The organism is Enterocloster sp. OA13 (assembly GCF_022440595.1).
In the GTDB taxonomy this organism is placed as follows: Bacteria; Bacillota; Clostridia; order Lachnospirales; family Lachnospiraceae; genus Enterocloster; species Enterocloster hominis.
In genome coordinates, this window is the sequence record NZ_JAKNTF010000001.1 from 6,726,619 (window position 1) to 6,743,472 (window position 16,854).

Genomic DNA, 16,854 nt, shown 5'->3' on the forward strand with positions numbered 1-16,854 from the left:
ACAAAAGCCTGACACATTTTCCCGCTAACATAATAAAAAATCAAATTCATCAGGGGCAGTCATGATGTCCCCGGAAGGAGGAACGATGGCGCAGGAAGTATTCAAACGGTATGAGAAAAAATATCTGCTGACACAGGAACAGTATCAGAAGCTTATGCTGATTCTGGGCGGGGTCATGGATATGGATGTATATGGCCATCACACCATCTGCAATATTTATCTTGACACTCCGGATTATGAGCTGATCCGCACTTCCATTGAGAAGCCGGTCTATAAGGAAAAGGTGAGGCTGCGGTGTTATGGCGCCAGGGGAAATGACAGCTCCCCGGTGTTTCTGGAACTCAAGAAAAAGTATGATTCCGTGGTCTACAAGCGCAGGGTGGGGATGGATATGGAAACAGCCAGAAGATATGTCTGCTATGGAATCCATCCAGGGCAGGACGGACAGATTTTCAGGGAGGTGGATTATGCCGTCAGGCGGTACGGTCTGCGGCCCATGGCCTACATTTCCTATGAAAGGGACGCCTATACCTGCCAGATGGACCGGGAACTGAGGATTACCTTTGATAGCAGCATCCTGGGGCGGCTGGGGGACCTGGATCTGCGGGTGGAACCTTACGGTAAATGCCTTCTGCCACAGGAGCAGATCCTGATGGAGGTTAAGATACCAGGCGCCATGCCGGTATGGCTGAGCAGGATTTTTGCTGAGCAGGGGATTTTTCCGTCAGCCTGCTCGAAATACGGGACATTTTATGAAACCTATATCTACCCGGCAAGGATGACGGGATATGAAGAAATGGCGGGTTATCACACAACGCGGCAGGAATATATGCAAGGAGGGATTATCTGTGCTTGAGAGCATTTTGAATGAAACGGCAAGCAGCATTACCATGACACATATGGCAGTCTGCACGGCGGTATCCCTGGGATTGGGATTCGTGCTGGCAGGAATCCACACATACAGGAACCAGAGCAGCAGGAATTTCCTTATGACGCTGGTGCTGCTGCCGGTAATCGTGCAGATGGTCATCATGCTGGTAAACGGAAATCTGGGGACGGGCGTGGCTGTCATGGGGGCGTTCAGCCTGGTGCGTTTCCGCTCCATGCCGGGCAATGCAAGGGAAATCAGCAGTGTATTCCTGGCAATGGCGGTTGGCCTGGCAGATGGGATGGGATACATAGGAATCGGGATATTGATGATGGCAGTGGTGGGGATAGTGACAGTCATACTCTTAAAGATACCGGACGGCAGCGGCCAGCTTCTGGGCCGTGAGTTGAGGGTTACGATACCGGAAAACCTGGATTACTGCGGCATTTTCGATGATATTTTTATGAAATATACGAAAAAGGCTGAGATGGTGCGGGTAAAGACCGTGAACATGGGAAGCCTGTATGAACTGAGTTATATGCTGGTGCTTAAGTCTCAGGAAATCGAAAAAGTCATGCTGGATGAGATACGGTGCAGGAATGGGAATCTGACCATTGTATGCGGACGGATGGCAGCGGGAAATGAAAATCTGTAAGGAAGGTGGATGAAGGAATGAGGAAAAAAGGCATGGAGGATACAAATAAGGGTGGGAAATATGGTAAAAGGTCCGTGAGAAGGGCAGCCACGGTGCTGGCTGTGCTGATGGCGCTGCAGCTTACCGGGTGCCAGGGGAATAACGGTACGGGGAATGCTGGAGCGGATCATGTTGGCGGTACGGGCAGTGAAGGTAATGGTAGTGGATTGGATGGTAATTCCCAGGCCATGGGCGGGGAGGATGAAAGCGGGGATGTTGGGGGCAGTGGAGGTGGTAATGCCGGGAATGGGGGGACTTTTGATGGGAGTCTGGCTGGTATGACTGGAAAAACGGCGGTTTATGAGGAGGAGGATTTGGACGCTGGGTGGAGTGAAGAGGAGTCGGTTGTCATTACATGCGATGGGACTGAGGTGGTGATGGAGGATGGCGGCGTTGAGGAAACGGGAAACGCGGCGGCGGAAAGCGGGATTATCCGGATAACCGCAGCAGGAACCTATATCTTGAGAGGGACCTATAACGGGCAGATTCAAGTTGATGCGGGAAAGGATGACCTTGTAAGGCTTGTCATGGATGGATTCAACATTTCCAATGAAAGTACATCTCCTATATATGGGAAACAGAGTGGGAAGATTGTGCTGATTCTGGCGGACGGTACAGAAAATACCGTGACAGACGGAACCGGGTATGTGTTTGAGTCAGCGGATGAGGATGAACCGGATGCAGCCATATTCAGTAAGGATGACCTGACCATAAATGGGCAGGGGACCTTGACCGTGGAAGGTAATTACAGCAATGCAATACGTACAAAGGATAACCTGAAGGTGATATCCGGTACCTTTAATATCACGGCGGTGAAGGATGGGCTGAAAGGAAAGGATTCCGTATCCATCAAGGACGGAATCATGCAGATTAAGACAGGTCAGGATGGGATTAAATCCAGCAATGAGAAGGATTCGGAACAGGGATATGTGGTGATAGAAGGGGGAACGATTACAATCCAGGCAGGTGATGATGGAATCCACGCTGAAACATGGCTTACGATTTCCGGGGGAAATATTGATATCCGGGAAAGCTATGAGGGCTTGGAGGGACTGAAGGTGGATATAAATGGAGGAACCATAAAAATCAAATCCACGGATGATGGTATCAATGCGGCGGGAGGAGACGGAGGAACAGGGCAGGAACAGGCGGAAACGGGACAGGAACGGAGGGACGCAGGGGAAGCGCGGGTGGAATTAGGAGAGAACGGGCCGGAATCAGGACAGGCGCGGGCGGAATCAGGGCAGGCGCGGGCGGAATCAGGGCAGGACCAGGCAGAGCCGGGACAGGAACAGACGGGCCGGCAACGGGCAGATATGGGGAAGGCATTGGAGAAGATGGGCGATGAACATCAGAAAATGCAGAATAATCCGGAAGCATATGTGCGTATTACCGGGGGTACCATAGAGGTAGATGCCATGGCAGATGGAATTGACTCCAATGGAAACCTCTATGTGGAAGGCGGAACCATCTACATAAACGGCCCTGTCAGCGATGGGGATGGAGCACTTGATTATAATGGGACAGCAGTTATCAACAATGGTATTTTCGTGGCAGCGGGAAGTTCCGGGATGATGCAGGGATTTTCGGAAGAGTCCGGGCAGAATGTCCTGATTGCATACTACAGCGAACGCCAGGAGGCAGGAACTTCTGTCATATTGACCGATGAAAGCGGCAGGGAACTGCTCAACTTCACACCAGAAAAAGAATTTTCCTGTATACTGATCAGCATGCCGGATTTGGAGCAGGGGAAGACATACAGATTATCCACGGCAGATGCTTCGGAAGAAGTTGTACTGGACGGCGTCGTCACCCAGCTGGGGGAACGGACAGGAGGCCATGACAGGGGGCGCGGTCCTGGCAGCGGAACCGGGAACGGAAGCGAGGCAATGTCAGGAGGAAGGACAGGCAGACCTGGAAAAGGAAGGTCACAAGATAGTGATAATGAAAGTTGACCATGCACAAGTTACCGGCAGATGATGGGAAGGGATGGAAATAGCATATCAAAATGCCTGGGCGTGTTATCCGTGCCCAGGCATACTGACATTATCCGAATATTGATAATATAGAGCGTATTAAAGTCCATTCTCACTATCGGTACGTATTAATAGACATTGGCTGCTGTTCTGACCAGCTTTTCCAGCAGTGACTGCATTTTTGGTATGACGGGGTGACCGGACAGCCCGTACTCTTGTGCCATATTATCCAACCTTGGGAATGCCAGCCAGGTACTGCCGGCCTCATCTTCCCAAATTGAAATCCGGAGGGGCAGCTCCAGGGAAATGCTCTGGTCAGCCTGCATAAGTCCTGTGCCCACCTTGGGCGAACCGAATACAAGGACGGTTGTGGGGCGCAGGGTAAGACCTGCGTCTGCAGCATTTTTTGCATGGTCAAATTTGGCGAAGAGAGGGATGTCCTGGGCTTTGAGGGCGTTTTCCAGACGTTCAACTGTTTCCTTTACAGGAAGCTGGCCTTCCGTCAGATACAGGCGGTTGTCGTCGTAATTGGTGGACAGAAGGTCTCCGTATGCCCCGGCAATCCTGCGTCCAAGATTGGTAAAATCCACCCCTTCCCTGTTGGCCAGCAGGGTGACGCAAACCAGTTCCGAGGAATCTGTGAAACGGCTGAGGAAGGAAGAGTAGCCGGGAACAGAACCCTTAATATCCATCAGTCCTCTGTGATGGTAAAACTGCCAGCCAGCCACAGCAGGTACCGTCCGCCCATCCGGCAGTTTCCATGGTGCGTATATCAATGCCCGGTTTTCGGGATTATGTATCAGCACAGAACCAGCCAGCCCAATGTCCCAATGTGAGATATCCTGGGCAGATGCCCATATGTCGGAGAACCCGGGGAGGGAGGCTGCGTCAGCCGGATTAAACAGTGTATCGTCCTCATGGTAAGAAGCGGCTGGTTCGGTGAAATACCATTTCAGGTATTGGTTAATGTTTGTCCTATGGGAATATGTAAATATAAATACATATCCTATACTGTAACTATAATACTTACAGTTTGGTTTGTCAAGGGATCCAGACATATTTTAACAGCCTTGCTGGAATAAAGACACAGTTGCATAAAAATGGATAATGAATTATAATGTAACAAGTGCAGGAAGTTTTGATTCTGCCCTGAATAGAGCAGATGCGGTGGTTGATGAAAGGAGATTCAACATGAAGAAACGTTTGGCAATGACATTGACAGCCTTGGCGCTGAGTGTGATTATGGCAGTACCCGCCTATGCAGGTACATGGAAATATGTGAATGATCAATGGAAATATCAGAGAGGTGCTAACAAATTTGCTTACAATGAGTGGGTTAAGGATAATGGGAACTGGTACTATCTTGATAAAGATGGTTATATGAAGACCGGCTGGCAGCAGATAAACGGCATATGGTATTATATGGATCAGTCAGGCGTTATGCAGAACGGCTGGTTCAAGGACAATGACAAGTGGTATTTCCTGCTTCCAAACGGGGCAATGGCAGTCAATACAACAATCGACGGCCGGCAGCTTGGACAGGACGGCGTATGGGTTCCGGCAGAGGGACAGGTAGAGCCTGCCAACACCATGGACCTTAACACCCCTTACCTGATTCAGAATATGTCAGAGGGATTTTCCACAAAAGGATATAATATAATTACTTCCGGCAAGAATGCCAGCGGGGAACGCTGGACCAATGCAATCCGTCTGAAAGGAAAAGGCAGCTATGTAAAGTATGACACCAAGGGTGAATATAAGCTGCTTGCAGGAGCCGTGGCCCCGTCATCCCAGTTTGACAGCGCCCTGATGGCAAGGATAACGGTGTATGGGGATAATGATACGGTCCTTTATACATCACCGGATATCCATTATAATGAAAAGACCATTTATTTCGGCGCGGACGTTTCCGGACAGAACACGGTGCGCGTGGAGGTTTCCCTGGTGACGGATAATTTCTATGATGACCCGGTTATATTGATGGATGGGCTGGCTGTTTATAAGTAGGTAAATATATAAAGAAGTAAAAGACGGACGGAAAGAAAGTTAAACTGTAAATATAATTAAACAGGCACTGCTTTGAAAGACAATTCATGGCTGTGCCTGTTTTATATATCATATCAATATAGGAAGTGATTTAAAATTTATTTAGCTCCTTCATCAATGATTTATTACAAGAGCCCTTGGGCATTGCGCAAATGAATTGATGATAGAAATTTGAAAGACTGTTGAATGAGCCGGCTAATATAAAACTTTAATATCAGACTGCTCTAATTTTTCCATAATGTCATCCGAAGGCTTTTTGTCCGTGATTAAATAGTCAAATTCATCGAAAGATGCCAGGCGTTCAATAACGGTTTTTTTATCAAATTTACTATTATCTGCCAGAACATAAACTTTTTCCCCGCAAGTAAGGATCATACGCTCGGCTTCCGTAAGATGGGCCATTGCCGTAATGGAGCGGGAAGCTAGGGAAATCCCGTCTGCCCCTATAAATACCTTGTTGACAAGGGCTGATTCAAACAGATTTTTACATTGGGCACTGTAAACGGCACCAGATCTGCTGTGAATGATTCCCCCGCTCAAATATATCTCTATATTTTCTTCTTCCATAAGCTCAACTGCCACATAAGCAGAGTCGGTTATGACGGTGAGGTTGTCCATGCCATGTAGTAATTTGGCTAAAAACAGAGTTGTGGAACCACATCCCAAGGCGATTACATCGCCATTTTTAATTAACTTACGTGCCCTTTGGGCAATTCTGCTTTTTTGGACAATATTGTTTACATTGGGCTTGATTTCCAAAGAAAGGCAGTTTTCTTTCTGAAGCGATTTTACACCGCCATGGGTCCGTATGGCCAGGCCTCTTTGTTCCAGGGACTCCAATGCCCTTCGCACGGTAGATGGAGATAATTGGAATCTGTCAACCATATCAGCTACAGTTACATTGCCATTTTGCTCAATATAATCAATTAGTTCTTCTAGTCTGGAATTCATATATTCTTTTGAGCGTCGCATCAGGCGTTCCCCTTTCCTTTTGTGATAGAAGTATAAAACGGTTAAAAGCCTATGCATAGTTTATCATGTAAAGAAGATTTCAACAACTGCATATGTTTTATTTTAGCAGAAAAGCGAAGATGTTTCTGTCCTTCTTCCCACAGGATTGGAGGATGAAAAGTTAAAAGTTCCAAAAAGAATGGGTTATATATGACTGTATAGTCATTAAAAAGAGCTATAATCTTTTTGTTTAGCAAAAAATATTGTAATAATGACTAAAAAGTCAAAAAATACGATTGAGTTATTGACATTAATTTGAGGATTGTTATAATTAAATTAACTTGTTTTTGTGAAAAAGGCTTTTAAGTGTTGAAAAAAATGGGTTTTTATGTAGAAATATAATAAAAATCAATTAGCGATTGATGATTTGATGAAAGATGTGGGGGTGAAATAAATGATTGATTAGTCATATAATGGCGGCGTAATTAAAACTTGATATATAGGTTGTTCTTAAAAGGAGGGGTATTTTGGAGATTTTTATGGCATTTTTTTTGGGCGGTTGGGTTGCTGCGGCTGGTGTGCTGATAACGATTAAACTTAAAAGGGAACTAAAACAATTGGAAGAAGAGAATCAGGAAACGGACTCAAATACCAGAAGATGAGGAAGATAATATGAATATTTATTTAATAGGTATGATTATTTCCATGGCTCTTTATATTATTATTGGAGGTTTAGTAAGCCGTAAACTAAAAAGTGCGAATGATTTTTATATTGCTGAGGGAAATGCCCCTACTATTTTGATTGTCGGCTCCATTGTTGCTTCATACATAGGATGTGGGGTGTATATGGGGGATGCCGGCGAATGCTATGCTGGTTTCTTTGCAGCACTTTTAACTATTATTACGATGAAGGTGGTAGGCCCTATCTATGGCTCTGTTTTCTTTGGGCGATATCTGCGGAGGAGCGGATGTACAACACTTCCGGAATACTATGGGGTACGTTTTCATTCGACAGCAGTAAGAAAGCTTTCTGCGGTTATTGCTATAATTTCCATGGTCGTGTATCTGCTATCTGTGACACAGGGATTAGGGACCTTGATGTCTTTTGTTACTGGCGCTCCCTACATTATATGTATTGTATTGGTTATGATTACATTCACGCTGATTTCTGCTTTGTCCGGCTCAAAGGGAGTGTTGCTGACCGACACTATTATGTTTGCTGTTTTTTCATCCGCCTCCATTATTGGTTTAGGGTTCATTGTGAAAGCTGCCGGCGGCTGGTTTCCGTCCATTGAAGCACTGGCGAATTTTGATAAGGTGCCCGGGCTGCTGGCTTGGACTTGTAACCTTGATTATATGTATCCTACCGGTATTCAGAATTTTATCTGGGCCTGTGGTTATGGTATTGTATGGGGAGCTATTGCAAGTATTGCACCATGGCAGTCAAGCCGGTATCTGATGGCAAAAAATGAGAGCGTTTGTATACGGTCGGGCGCTTATGCAGCTGTATTCCTATTCTTGATTGAATTTGTGGTAAATATTTCCGGTGTATTTATTAACCGGATTAATCCGGATATCCAGAATCAAAGTCATGCGGTTTTGTGGACTGTCATGAATAAGATGCCTACCATTATCGGTGTGGTATTTCTTACAGGTATGCTTGCGGCAGGGATTTCCTCATCAACCACTTTTCTTTCTCTGATTGGGTCATTTTTTACAGTAGATATTTTAGGGAAAAAGGATAAATCCGATGGTCTTGTCTGGGCCAGGATTGCTATTGTTGCAGCTTCAGCCGCAGTTTTCGTATTAGCCTACGCCAATCCGCCCTCCCTGTTTTGGATTATGTATCTGGGTGCCACTTTGGTGGCCTGCTGCTGGCTTCCAATGTCCTATGCAAGTATTTGGAGCAAGCGGGTCAATAAGTACGGTGCTATCCTGAGTATGTCTTTGGGGTTCGCAGGATGTTTTGGGGTAAAGTTGTTTACAACACTAAAGGGAGGAGGGGTCCCTGTTTATCTGGACAGCGCATTCCTGGGAATGGGACTATCTGTTTTAGGGCTTATCTTGGGTTCTGCTGTAACGAAGGTCACGCCTGCTGAAGAAAATTACAGGAAAATGCTTCACGTACGCCCTCAGACAGAACGGGATATTAAAGAACTGAGAAGTAACATCAAGTATGCCCAGGTATCTATCGTCTTGGGGATTGTCATTACAGTAATACTTCTTGTATTTTGGGCGTTGCCTTATACCAAAGCAGTGGTGCATTAGAAAAATGTTGACCTGGTATGTGGAAAAATTCAGCGGAGGAGAATGGGATGGGTTATTATTTTTTAGGAATTGATCAGGGAACTACAGGTACTACTGCGCTTGTGTTAAATCAAAAGTGGAAGGTCCTGGGCAGAGGATATAAAAAGCATGCGCAGATCTACCCTCATCCTGGATGGGTTGAACATGATCCGGAGGATATCTTTCAAGCCCTTCTGGAAGTTTGCAATGAGGCTGTCCACAATGCCGGAATCTCCTTTAAGGAACTGGCAGGACTGGGACTGGATCATCAGGGTGAGACCTGTACAATGTGGAATGCCAGAACAGGTGAGACGGTTTATAATGCGATTGTCTGGCAGGACAAACGTACTGCCGACCTCTGCAACAATCTGGCCCGGGAACACAGCGGGGAGATTGAGAAAACAACCGGTCTCTACGTAGATGCGTACTTTAGCGCTTCTAAATTTAACTGGATACTTAATAATGTAGAGGGGGTCAAGGAACTGCATTGCAGAGGGGAGCTGCGTGCAGGGACACTGGAGACCTATCTTCTCTGGAGGATTTCAGGAGGAGAAGTATTCGTTACGGATCCTGGTTCCGCAGGCCGTACCTTATTGATGGATATTGAAAAGGCAGTCTGGGATGACAGGATGCTGGAACTGTTTGGGATTCCTATGGGTATCCTCCCTCCAATCGGAGAAACATGTTTTATAAAAGGTCATACCAGGCCGGATGTGTTTTTTGGGGTTTCCATACCTATTTGTGCATCCATTACAGATGGGGCTTCTGCACTTCTGGCACACGGCTGTGTTAATCCAGGAACTATTAAGGTTTCCTATGGAACAGGTTGTTTCGCGAATCTTAACGTGGGAAATAAACCTATATTTTCCCGAAAAGGTCTTATGACTGCCCTGCCATGGCAGATTGACGGAAAAAAATGTTACAGCCTGAACGGAAGCGCCTATATTGCCGGCTCCGGTTTGGAGTGGATGTGTAATAATCTCAGTCTATTAGAAAATCCTGTACAATCGGAGTCAATGGCCCTGTCTGTTCCTGACAGCGCCGGAGTTGTGTTCGTTCCGGCATTTTCCGGATTGGCCGTACCCTGGTGGGACCAGTATGCCAGAGGACTTATGATTGGCCTGACCGGCGGAGTAAGGAAAGAACATATTGTCCGGGCTATGTTGGAGAGTATTGCCCTGCAGGTACTGGATATTATTGAGGTAATGAAACAGGAATCGTCCCTGCCCATTGATTGGGTACGCGTGGATGGCGGGATGGTGGAGAATAAATTTCTTATGCAGCTCCAGGCCGATTTAATGAATATACCGGTAGAGGTTCCGGAAGAGAAGGAAATGAGCGCCTATGGGGCGGCTATCCTTTCAGCATATGCACAAGGGGAGTTTTCAGCGCTCAGTGATATAAAGAATTGTGTGGATTTGAAATACCGTTTTGAACCTGCCATGAGTCAGGATCAGCGTCAGACAACAGTGGAGTTATGGCATCGTGCAGTAGAACGAAGTCTTGGTTGGATACATACAAAATAAAGGGAAGGTAATGTTCGATGGAACAAAAGGAAAAATATGACATAGTAATCATAGGTGCAGGACCTGCAGGACTTGCGGCTGCAATATCTGCAAGAGAATCTGGTGCGGGGGATGTACTTATCATTGAGCGGGATACCCATCCGGGAGGGATACTTCAGCAGTGTATACATCCTGGTTTTGGCTTGGATTATTTTGGGGAAGAGCTGACAGGTCCGGAATATGCTTACAGATTTTTCCGAAAAGCTGCAGAATACGATATAAGCATTCTACTGGATACCATGGTATTGAGTCTTGAAAAGGGGTATATCTGTGCCGTTAATCCACAAAAGGGTATGTTCGAGGTTAACGCAAAGGCTATTGTTTTAGCTATGGGATGCAGGGAAAGGACCCGGGGAGCCATAAAAATCCCAGGAACAAGGGCGGCAGGAATATATACAGCAGGTACTGCCCAGCGTATGCTGAACATAAAGGGGGAACTGGTGGGAAGGAAAATTGTGATTTTGGGTTCAGGTGATATTGGTATGATAATGGCACGCCGCATGACGCTGGAGGGCGCTGAGGTGAGGGCTGTTGTAGAAATACTTCCCTATTTGTCCGGACTTATCAGGAACAAAGTCCAGTGCTTGGATGATTATGGCATACCGCTTAAATTAGCGCATACCATAACTGATATTTCGGGCATAAACAGGGTTGAAAGTGTAACCATATGTAAAGTGGATGATGACAAAATACCAGTGAGGGGGAGTGAGGAAATAATCGAATGTGATACGGTACTGTTATCAGTGGGATTGGTCCCGGAAAATGAGTTGAGTATGGATGCTGGTATTAAGCTTTCCGCTGCAACGAAAGGCCCTGTAGTTGATCAGTTCATGCAGACAAGCATCAAAGGGATTTTTGCATGTGGGAATGTGCTTCATGTCAATGATTTAGTGGATAATGTTACCAGGGAAAGCCAGATTGCAGGAAAAAGTGCAGCTTTATATGCTGCGGACAAACTGCCTCAGATGATACACATAAATACAGTTGCGGGTCAGGGCGTAAGCTATGTCTGTCCCCAGCTGCTTGCCTGCACTGAAGACGAGGCCGATTTATTCTTTAGGGTACGCCGTCCAATGAATAAGGTAACAATGTCCGTTTTGTGCAATTCCCGGATAATTACTTCCCGCAGGTCCGCCCGTGTAAGTCCTGGAGAGATGGATAAACTGGTCCTGTCAAAGGAAATGATGCAGGCTGTAAATGGGGATATAATCATAAGTGTGAAGGAGGGGAATGAATGACGAAATCTATCACATGTGTTATCTGCCCTTCTGGCTGTAATATAGTTGTGGAGGGCGGAGGGATAAGCATCAACAGTGTTACTGGAAATAGATGTCCCAGGGGTAGGGAGTATGCAATGAATGAATTTATATGTCCTATGCGCACACTCACCTCCAGTGTGGCGGTGAAGCATGGTGAGCGGCCTGTCTTTTCTGTGAGGACAACTAATCCTATACCAAAGGAAAAGATGAAAGAATGCATGGACATCATAATGACACTGGAGATAGAGGCTCCTATACAGATGTATCAGCAAATCATACATAATATTTTAAACACTGGGGTTGACGTGGTTGCAACTACCTGTATAAAAAGGGTATAGACAAATGATAAAGACGGATATATTGATTATTGGCTGCGGGGCAGTAGGCGTTGCTATTGCCCGCGAATTTGCACACTATAATATTAAGATTACGGTTGTTGATAAAAATGGAGATGTAGGGGGGGACGCAACGCCTGCCTGCAGTTCAATTATAGGTACGGGGTATGCAAATACCCCGGGAAGCCTGGTGTATCAGCTTTCCCACGCATCGAGGATGATGTTTGACGGGGTTCTTCGGGATTTAGAGATATGCCATAATCCCTGCGGATGTATTATGCCGGCTTATGATTGTCTTCAAATGGATGTACTGAAAAAGAGATTGGATAATGCAAGGGCCAACTGCGATTATGATGTGGAATTCATGAGCAGGGACGAGACTGAAGCAATGGAGCCGGAACTGGCAAAAGGAATGCTGGGGGCAATCTATAGTCCGAGGGAGACGGTTGTGGATACGTTTGATTTGGTCTATGCCCAGGCAGAAAACAGCGCTGCTAATGGAGTAGAATTTATTCTCAACTGTGAAGTGACAGGGGCGGGAGTGGAAAATGACGAAATCCGGTACATAAATACAAGTCAGGGCAGGATACAGGCACAATGGGTAATCAACGCAGCCGGTCTGCATAGCGATGAGATATGCAGGATGATTGAAGGAACAGTTGATTTTACAGTACATCCAAGGAAAGGACAGTTTTTTATACTGGATAAAAATACAAAATGCAGGGTATCCCATATCATAATGCCTGCGCCAACCCCTTACACGCGTGGCAAGCTAATGCTGCCGACTGCACATGGCAATATGCTGGTGGGACCTACGGCAGAGGATATAGCTGATAAAACAGATACGAAAGTGACATCAGAAGGGTTAAAGGATATTGAAAAGGACGTAAGGGCCATCATACCGAATCTGAACCTGGATGATGCCATTACTGAGTTTTCCGGATTGCGTCCGACCAGGACTCCGGAAGGCTATTTCATCGGTTTTTCAAGAAAGGTGAAAGGATATTTTGAAATAAGTGGGATGCGTTCCGATGGAATAGGCACAAGCCTTGGGATTGGCAAATATGTACGTATGTTGTTCGAAGATAAAGGTATCGTTTTTGAACGGAAGAACCACTATATCCGAAAACGGGCGGCTATCCCCTGTTTTGCAGCGGCTACCCCTATGGAAAGAGAGCGGATGATTTCTTCCAATCCTCTTTACGGGAGGGTTATCTGCCGGTGTGAAACAGTGACAGAAGCCGAAATCATCCAGGCCATTCACCGTATTCCCGGCGCTGGAACGGTTGACGGTATTAAGCGTCGTCTCCGGGCGGGGATGGGACGCTGCCAGGGAGGGTTTTGTACCCCGAAAGTAATGGAGATACTTTGCCGTGAATTGGGTAAGGATTCAACAGAGATACTAAAAAACAACCTTGGCTCTAATATGATAAGCGGCTATAGCCGGAAACAATCAGACTGGGCAAAGGACAATATTTCCTGAAGATAACCATTAGGCAGGCTAAGGAGGAAAGACAATGTCTGAAAAGAATCAGAATTCTGGTGTAAACGTTATAAAAGCCGAACGCCAGATAAATTTAGGTGAAGCGGTTTTGGTATTTATTATGTCTATTGTTGTAATAGGATATCCGGCACTCAGTAAACAGTTTCCTATTGCTATGGGTATCCTGCTGGCATTGGTGTTATGCTGTACATATGCGATGCTGGTCCTGAAAATTTCCTGGGACTCCCTTTTTGACAGTATCACAAAAACAATTGCCGAGGTTTTGTTCGGTTTGCTGTTCTGCCTGTTTGTTGGATTTATCAGTGCGTCATGGATTGCGAGCGGCACCATTCCATTTTTGTTCTATTGGGGATTAAAATTATTGAATCCTGATATATTTCTTTTTGTCGCATTTCTTATTACTTCCTGCGCTTCATTTTTTACAGGGCAGCCCTGGGCCTTGCTGCCTTCTATCGGACTGGCCTTTATGGGGATTGGGACAGCCTTGGGGGTACCCGCACCTCTGGCGGCTGCGGCTATTGTCAGTGGCTGTTTTGTAGGTGATGTGGCTTCCCCTATTAATGAGGTTCCAGTCATTGCCTCCGTCAGCGCAGGTACCGCTGATGTCATTGGTACAATTAAAAGCACATTACTTCCCTTTATCCCAGGGATGATTGTGGGTGCTGTTGCCTATTTTTTCATTGGAATGAATATGACTATTAATACAGCACAGGTCCATACCGCGGACAGCCTGATAAATTCCCTTGCGCTGGGCTTTAACCTGTCTCCATTAACACTTATTCCACTAGTGGTGATATTTGCACTTGTATTTATAAAATTTCCGATATTACCAGGAGTGATTATTGCTTCTCTGATAGGTATGGCAGAGGCTGTCATACTGCAGGGAGAGACTTGGGGCGGGGTTACTAATATGATGTGGTCCGGGTATGTGTGTTCTACAGGGGATCAGTTTTTAGATGGCCTTTTAACCAGAGGTGGCATTATGGACTTTGCCGGAACAATAATCATGCTTTTGTTTGCTTTTTCTTTTGCCGGAGTCATCAAACGAATGGGAATGCTGGAACGGATTATGAATTGTGCACTTAAAAAGGTGGATAATAGCGGTTTCCTGGTATTGTATACATCCATTACAACGTTAATTGGTGTTTCATTTACCGGTTCTGCCAATGTTTCAAGCCTGCTTAATGGCAGCATCTACAAGGAAGCTTACAGGAAGAAAGGGTTGCACCCGGAGGTCCTTGCAAGAACTATGTCCATGAATGGGGCCCTATGGAATGCCATGCTTCCCTGGTCTGCCAGTGGAGCGCTATGTCTTTCTGTGCTGGGGGTGAATAATTTTGAATATACCTTTTTTATGATTCCTTTCTGGACGTCTTTCATATTAAACATTGTATTTGCCTTCACGGGGAAATTTACGAGGAAACTGACGGTGGAAGAGGTGGATCCCCAAGTGGATGCTGTATGATTCGCCCTTGAATTTTAGAGGACGTTATATGAATGGTATGTCCCTCCGGTGTGATATTTTGTACCGGAGGGATTTCTTTTCCTTTTCCTGCCTAAATAGCCATTCCAAGCATGGAAGGTAAAGCAAGGCTGATTTCCGGAATATATGTAATTAAAAGCGTAATCAGAATCATGGCTGCGATGTAGGGTAACAGGCGTTTGGTCATAGGACCAATGGAGTCCAGACCAGCCATCTGATTTGAGATATAAATCGTTCCGGCTAGCGGAGGAGTAACCATACCCACAGCAATATTGACAGTCATGAATACACCGACAGCAACAGGACTCATGCCCAATTGGGCTGTGATGGGGAGGATGATGGGACATGTCAGCAGGATGATTGACGTGGGGTCTAAAAAGCACCCCAAAACAAACAGCAGAATGTTAATGACTGTCAAAATTGCAAGTTTACTGCTGAGTCCGGAAAGCACGGAGGCGGCTACCAGCTTCGCCAACCCGCTGCTGGATACATACCAGGCCATAACAGAGGCGGAGCTGACAATAATGAGCATGGCCCCTACTTTGACGCCTACACTCTGCAGCGTTTCAAGAATCTGCTTAAGTGACAGTGTCCGGTATATAAATGCCCCCACAATAAGGGCATAGATGCAGGATACTGCGGCTGCTTCTGTTGGAGTGAAGATACCGCCGTAGATTCCGCCCAGAATAATCACTGGCATACCCAAAGCGAAGATGGCATCGAAGAAGGATTGGATACCCTGTCTTAGAGGGATTCGCTCAGCATCGCTGCGCTCTATCTTATGGTAGCGGACAATATGCATACCACAGAATGTTGCTACAACAATCAATCCAGGAACAACCCCGCCCATAAACAGTGCTCCGATTGATACAGATGCAGTTGTTGCGAATACCACCATTGGTATACTTGGTGGAATGATAATGCCAATGGATCCGGAAGCTGCATTGATTGCAGCTGCGTCTTCCGGATTATATCCATTTTTAACCATGGGTTTAATCATGACTCCGCCGATAGCTGCCGCGGTTGCCGGTGCGGATCCTGATATCGCTCCGAAAAAGGCAGCGGAAATGGTAGTAATACATGCGGATGCGGCCGGAAGCCTATGGAAGACCAGTTTCATAAAATTAACCAGCCGCTCTGAGATACCGCTTACTTCCATCAATGCGCCTGCCAGTGTAAACAGAGGAAGGGCCAGAAGCGGAAACGAATCAATGGAAGTGAACATTTTCTGGGCAATCGTAGGTAGAGCCTGAATATCACCTGCCAAAATCATACTGAATGCGGTTGACACACCGACAGATGCAGCAATAGGAGTACCAAAGACCAGAAAAAAGAGCATGGATGCAATCAGGAAAATGCCAGTTGCCATTTTTATTCATCCTCCTTTCTGAGGGATGCATGATACTTCCGTAAATCAATGATACCTTTTGCAATGTAATGAATCATGATGGACAGACCGCCGACAGGAACACAGGCATACATTATCCACATGGGTATTTTTAGTGAGGGACTGGTCTGGAGCATCATAATCTGTCGGTTTACAACCAGTATTCCGTAATAAATGGTAAATCCACAGAATATGATTACAATTAACGTGCGTATGATAATGAATGCTTTTTGAATCACGGGAGGCATCTTATCAGCAACAACACTGACATTAAATAACTCTCCTTTCAGCGCGCCGTATCCGGAACCAATAAAAACAGTCCAAAGCATGCAGTAGCGTGCGGCCTCATCACCCCAGCTCATCCGGAATAAACCTGTGTATCTGCCCACTGTGGACAGGAACACTACGATTAACATAACAGCAAGCATAATTCCGCAAAAATATCGTTCTGTTTTCATTACTATCATTTTCAAATGTTTCATATAACATGCCAACCCTTT

Annotated in this window: 15 protein-coding genes; 11 read left to right on the forward strand and 4 right to left on the reverse strand. The window is 45.9% G+C overall.

What is annotated here, in order from left to right:
• The first annotated feature begins 85 nt into the window (after nucleotides 1-85).
• From MCJ35_RS30330 to MCJ35_RS30340, 3 genes are read left to right on the forward strand one after another with little or no spacing between them, the layout of a single operon-like run.
• A complete protein-coding gene (locus tag MCJ35_RS30330) occupies nucleotides 86-856 on the forward strand; it encodes a polyphosphate polymerase domain-containing protein (RefSeq protein ID WP_025483797.1) in 771 nt (256 codons plus the stop codon).
• Complete coding sequence (locus MCJ35_RS30335; protein WP_008720981.1) at nucleotides 849-1,523, forward strand: DUF4956 domain-containing protein; 675 nt, start codon at nucleotides 849-851, stop codon at nucleotides 1,521-1,523. Before MCJ35_RS30330 ends, MCJ35_RS30335 begins: the two co-directional genes overlap by 8 nt.
• A gap of 17 nt (nucleotides 1,524-1,540) precedes the next feature.
• Nucleotides 1,541-3,517: a carbohydrate-binding domain-containing protein gene (locus tag MCJ35_RS30340; RefSeq protein ID WP_025483796.1), complete on the forward strand. Its 1,977-nt coding sequence runs from the start codon at nucleotides 1,541-1,543 to the stop codon at nucleotides 3,515-3,517.
• Between the two features lie 149 nt (nucleotides 3,518-3,666).
• On the opposite strand, the gene MCJ35_RS30345 is transcribed toward MCJ35_RS30340, so the two are convergent.
• A complete protein-coding gene (locus tag MCJ35_RS30345; RefSeq protein ID WP_025483794.1) occupies nucleotides 3,667-4,596 on the reverse strand; it encodes a DUF302 domain-containing protein in 930 nt (309 codons plus the stop codon).
• Between the two features lie 133 nt (nucleotides 4,597-4,729).
• Here MCJ35_RS30345 and MCJ35_RS30350 point away from each other — a divergent pair, with 133 nt between their 5' ends.
• A complete protein-coding gene (locus MCJ35_RS30350; protein ID WP_008720985.1) occupies nucleotides 4,730-5,545 on the forward strand; it encodes an NPCBM/NEW2 domain-containing protein in 816 nt (271 codons plus the stop codon).
• Between the two features lie 234 nt (nucleotides 5,546-5,779).
• On the opposite strand, the gene MCJ35_RS30355 is transcribed toward MCJ35_RS30350, so the two are convergent.
• Nucleotides 5,780-6,556 carry a DeoR/GlpR family DNA-binding transcription regulator gene (locus tag MCJ35_RS30355; RefSeq protein ID WP_025483793.1) on the reverse strand — a complete coding sequence of 259 codons (777 nt, stop codon included), beginning with the start codon at nucleotides 6,554-6,556 and terminating at the stop codon, nucleotides 5,780-5,782.
• A 506-nt stretch (nucleotides 6,557-7,062) separates the two neighbouring features.
• Here MCJ35_RS30355 and MCJ35_RS31740 point away from each other — a divergent pair.
• The 7 genes from MCJ35_RS31740 to MCJ35_RS30385 are packed head-to-tail and all read left to right on the forward strand — an operon-like array spanning nucleotide 7,063 to nucleotide 14,949.
• Nucleotides 7,063-7,197: a hypothetical protein gene (locus MCJ35_RS31740; protein WP_275891651.1), complete on the forward strand. Its 135-nt coding sequence runs from the start codon at nucleotides 7,063-7,065 to the stop codon at nucleotides 7,195-7,197.
• A gap of 10 nt (nucleotides 7,198-7,207) precedes the next feature.
• Entirely contained in the window at nucleotides 7,208-8,803 is a 1,596-nt protein-coding gene (locus tag MCJ35_RS30360; RefSeq protein WP_025483792.1) for a sodium:solute symporter family protein, read from the forward strand.
• A 47-nt stretch (nucleotides 8,804-8,850) separates the two neighbouring features.
• Nucleotides 8,851-10,347, forward strand: coding sequence for an FGGY family carbohydrate kinase (locus MCJ35_RS30365; protein WP_025483790.1), 1,497 nt, complete (start codon nucleotides 8,851-8,853; stop codon nucleotides 10,345-10,347).
• A 17-nt stretch (nucleotides 10,348-10,364) separates the two neighbouring features.
• Nucleotides 10,365-11,624, forward strand: a complete 1,260-nt coding sequence (locus tag MCJ35_RS30370) for an NAD(P)/FAD-dependent oxidoreductase (RefSeq protein WP_025483789.1) — start codon at nucleotides 10,365-10,367, stop codon at nucleotides 11,622-11,624.
• Nucleotides 11,621-11,983, forward strand: coding sequence for a DUF1667 domain-containing protein (locus MCJ35_RS30375; protein WP_025483787.1), 363 nt, complete (start codon nucleotides 11,621-11,623; stop codon nucleotides 11,981-11,983). The genes MCJ35_RS30370 and MCJ35_RS30375 overlap by 4 nt, the downstream gene beginning before the upstream one ends.
• A gap of 4 nt (nucleotides 11,984-11,987) precedes the next feature.
• The gene (locus MCJ35_RS30380; RefSeq protein WP_025483785.1) at nucleotides 11,988-13,463 is read left to right on the forward strand and encodes an NAD(P)/FAD-dependent oxidoreductase; all 1,476 of its coding nucleotides are present in this window, start codon (nucleotides 11,988-11,990) and stop codon (nucleotides 13,461-13,463) included.
• A 34-nt stretch (nucleotides 13,464-13,497) separates the two neighbouring features.
• Nucleotides 13,498-14,949, forward strand: coding sequence for a Na+/H+ antiporter NhaC family protein (locus MCJ35_RS30385; RefSeq protein WP_025483784.1), 1,452 nt, complete (start codon nucleotides 13,498-13,500; stop codon nucleotides 14,947-14,949).
• Between the two features lie 91 nt (nucleotides 14,950-15,040).
• Here MCJ35_RS30385 and MCJ35_RS30390 read toward each other — a convergent pair whose 3' ends face one another.
• Both MCJ35_RS30390 and MCJ35_RS30395 read right to left on the reverse strand, forming a co-directional pair.
• The gene (locus MCJ35_RS30390) at nucleotides 15,041-16,336 is read right to left on the reverse strand and encodes a TRAP transporter large permease (RefSeq protein WP_025483783.1); all 1,296 of its coding nucleotides are present in this window, start codon (nucleotides 16,334-16,336) and stop codon (nucleotides 15,041-15,043) included.
• A gap of 2 nt (nucleotides 16,337-16,338) precedes the next feature.
• Nucleotides 16,339-16,836, reverse strand: a complete 498-nt coding sequence (locus MCJ35_RS30395; protein WP_162158525.1) for a TRAP transporter small permease — start codon at nucleotides 16,834-16,836, stop codon at nucleotides 16,339-16,341.
• Nucleotides 16,837-16,854 lie beyond the last annotated feature (18 nt).